3 protein-coding genes are annotated in these 3663 nt (G+C 27.2%); all 3 read right to left on the minus strand.

The window, feature by feature from the left end:
• The coding region (locus J5G60_RS17290) for an NAD(P)/FAD-dependent oxidoreductase (protein WP_150358914.1) at positions 1–684 on the minus strand (684 nt) is incomplete at its 3' end.
• A 58-nt stretch (positions 685–742) separates the two neighbouring features.
• The gene (locus J5G60_RS17295) at positions 743–3457 is read right to left on the minus strand and encodes a UPF0182 family protein (RefSeq protein WP_150358915.1); all 2715 of its coding nucleotides are present in this window, start codon (positions 3455–3457) and stop codon (positions 743–745) included.
• Between the two features lie 56 nt (positions 3458–3513).
• Complete coding sequence (locus J5G60_RS17300; protein WP_442870526.1) at positions 3514–3651, minus strand: 3H domain-containing protein; 138 nt, start codon at positions 3649–3651, stop codon at positions 3514–3516.
• Positions 3652–3663: the final 12 nt, after the last annotated feature.

Consider the following 3663-nt stretch of genomic DNA (forward strand, 5'->3'; position numbering starts at 1 on the left):
ATTTTTATCTATAAGAAAATATTTTAAATATTTTCTATCCTTATTTATTTTATTTTGGCTATCTATACTGTAATTTTCTCTTGGAGTTGTATTTAACACCATATTACAAGTAAACTTATTTTTATTAGTTATCACCTTAAATCCCTTCGATATATTTTCTATATCTAAAACTTCTTCTCCTAACTTAAAATTAACCCCATTGTCAAATGCAATTTCACCATATGAGATTGCTAAATCATAAGGAGATATAATTCCCGTATTTTCAGAATAAATAGCTTTTCTTATATTCTCATTCAATCCAGGTTCTACTTTATAAATTTCCTTAGGATTCAATAAATGTATATTTTTTATTCCTCTTTTTAAAGCTGTACAATATATTTCAGTCAACCTTTTTTCACTTTCCCGGTTATTTGCAACAAGTAAATATCCCTTTTTTTTAAAACAAATATTAAATTTAGATGCTAAGCCAGGTATAAGTTTGTTACCCATAAGTTCTAATCTGGCCAATAATGTATCTTCACATTCTAATCCATCATAAACTATAGAAGAATTTATAAGTGCTACATCATCAGCTATATCATAGTCCTTTTCAATCAATGCTATATTTAAATTATATTTGGAAAGTTCATAAGAAACTGCACATCCTACTATTCCTCCACCCAATATAATTACATCATAATCCATGTCAAATCTTCCTTTCAAAGTACCTAAACACATTCTTCTATAATCCAAAACACTATTTCTATTTACTTAATGAATCTATTATTTTTCCAAGTTCCTCAATATCTTCTCCATATTTTGCCCAATCTCCATTTTTTTGTGCACTTATTGCATTATCATATAAGGTTTTTGCCCTTTTCATTTGATCACTATTAACGGAAGGTGTCGTTTGCTTTTGAGAATTATCAATACTTTCATTACTAGAATCCTGATTATAATTAAATATTTGATTTAAGGCATCGTCTATACTTTGAGCTAACAATATCTTATCCCCGTAAGATACTATAACTCTTTTCATCTCAGGGATACTATCTTTCCCATTAGCTCTTAAATACATAGGCTCTACATATAGCAACGAATTTTTTATAGGAACTATCATAGTATCACCAAATTGAACTGTAGAACCATTTTTATTCCAAAGAGACAACTGCTGAGATATAGTTGTATCCTGATTTAATTTTTGTTTAAACAGATAAGGGCTGTATATAGTTTTTTCAGGCGGAAATTTATAAAGAATGAGTTTTCCATAATTGTCTCCATCCATTCTAGCGCCAAATAAAGCAACCATATTATCCTTATCTCTCATATTGAAATACTGTAATAATATCATTTCTTCCTTTGAAGCACCTGCGGGCCTCATAACCACATAAGGTGATTCAATTAAACTTTTTTCTCCACTAACTTCCTTTTGATTACTGGCTACTTCCCATAAATCCTCACCACTATAAAATACTCCTGGATTTGTTACATGGTATTTTCCAAGTATGCTACATTGAATATTAAATAGATCTTTAGGATACTTAAAATGCTTAACTATATCTTGTGACAACTCACTTACATCTTTAAATAGCCCGGGAAATATTTTCGCATAACTTTTAATTATAGGATCATTTTTATCCATGATATAAAAATTAACATTTCCATTTTCAGCATTCATAACAACTTTTACAGAATTCCTTATATAGTTAAGTCCATTTTGCGGCTGTGAAAAAGGATATTCATTTGAGAATGTATAACCATCTAAGATCCAATAGAGTTTACCACCACTCATTATTATATATGGATCAGATTCATAATTTAAAAACGGTGCAATTTTATTAACTCTATCTTTTATATTTCTATTTATCAATATTTTACTTTCCTTAGTTATATCCCTAGATAAAAGAAAATTTATATCCTTTTGATTTATGGCAAACAAAATTCTGTTGATTATTCCCAGCTTTATTCCAGCAGTGCCATTATAGTTATTAGTTGCATTATCGCTTCCTTTTGGGTAATCAAACTCATCCAATTTAGTATTTACAACTGCATAATCGTCTGTTTTCTCTCCAAAGTATATCCTTGGATTAGCTAATTTTATATCTGTAGAATTTTGCGGAGGCATATCCTTTACGACAAAATTAGGCTGTCCTTCTGAGGTTACAGAATTTACTTTATTCATTACTATACCGTAACCATGAGTGTATACAAGGTGCCTATTCTGCCATGTATTAGGATCTATTGCCTTGCTATTTATTTCTCTTGCTCCTATAAATACTTGATTGAATTTTCCATTTATATAATATCTATCCACATCAATATTATTGAATTGATAATAATACCTTATAATCTGAACTTGGTTATAAAATTCAAGAGTTGGATCAAAGGAGTTAACTCTTATATTATCTATAGTATCCATATTGTTCTTTATATCTGCTGAAGTCAAATCATTTTTTACCTGAAAAGAAGTAGTTGCCATATTGTCAATATTATATGCCTTACGGGTATAATCTATATCATATTTTATATAAGGCTGCTCTAAAGTTTTCTGATTAGATTTTACAATAAAATTTTGTACTACAAAGTATGATATACTTTTAACTACAACTAATATTGCTATTACAGCTATTGAAATTACAATATATTTAAACCTAGATTTAATTATACTTATGAATATAACTATAGCTGCAATAATAGACGCTACTGCAATAATTTTATAAAACAACAAGCTTACATGAACATCAGTATAACTGGCCCCAAATGCCACACCATTTTCACTATATACAAGTCCAATACACTTTAAAACATATCCTACCGATATAAAAATCATTATAAGAGCAGCTAAAACTGCCAATTGTTTCCCTGCAAATCTTGTAATATCACTATTTAAAATATCTATTTTACCAGGTCTTTTTTTAAAGCTTCTTAAAATAAACCTGTCTTTTATATTCAATAAAAAATATGTAAATAGTGTTATTAAACATAAAAATATTACCAAACTCAAAAATGCATTATATAGAGATCGTATAAGTGGTAATCTAAATACATAAAAAGAAACATCTAAATTTAAAAGAGGATCTTTTATATTAAAAGGTACAGAATTTGTAAATTGTAAAGTTCTATACCAATAAGTTGCTGCAAATATATAAGAAACCACAAATGAAGCAATTAGATCAACAATTAAAACTATTTTTCTTTCAAATTTATCTTTATTGCTATTCACTTCAACGACTTTTCTATACTTTATTATACTTATCCGAAGGCTCTTATAATACAACCATATACCTATAAAACTTATTATGAATAAAGGTACTATAAGCTTAAACATAGCAATAATCTTAGTAAAATAAACAGATAAATATCCTACTTCTTTAAACCATTCTATATTAATTACAAAGTTTACAATATTATTTAAAAATATAATACATAAGGCCAAAATCAAAATTACCGTACCCAATGCCAGTTTCTTTTTTTTCAATTTTAATCACCTCTTTATAAATAATCATCAATTATACTTATTAAAGAAAGTATAACTTAATCAGAAATTATATATTTTTTTAGCTTCAATTCATTTATTATCTTTTTCAATATATCATAATTATCAGCTATTACAGTATGTAAATGTACACCTCCTGTTAATATTAATAAAGGTTCAGCTTTATATTTATTTATTTTATCTAAAAA

Origin of the sequence: Clostridium sp. HV4-5-A1G (genome assembly GCF_900184915.1) — a bacterium.
GTDB classification, from domain to species: domain Bacteria; phylum Bacillota; class Clostridia; order Clostridiales; family Clostridiaceae; genus Clostridium_B; species Clostridium_B aromativorans.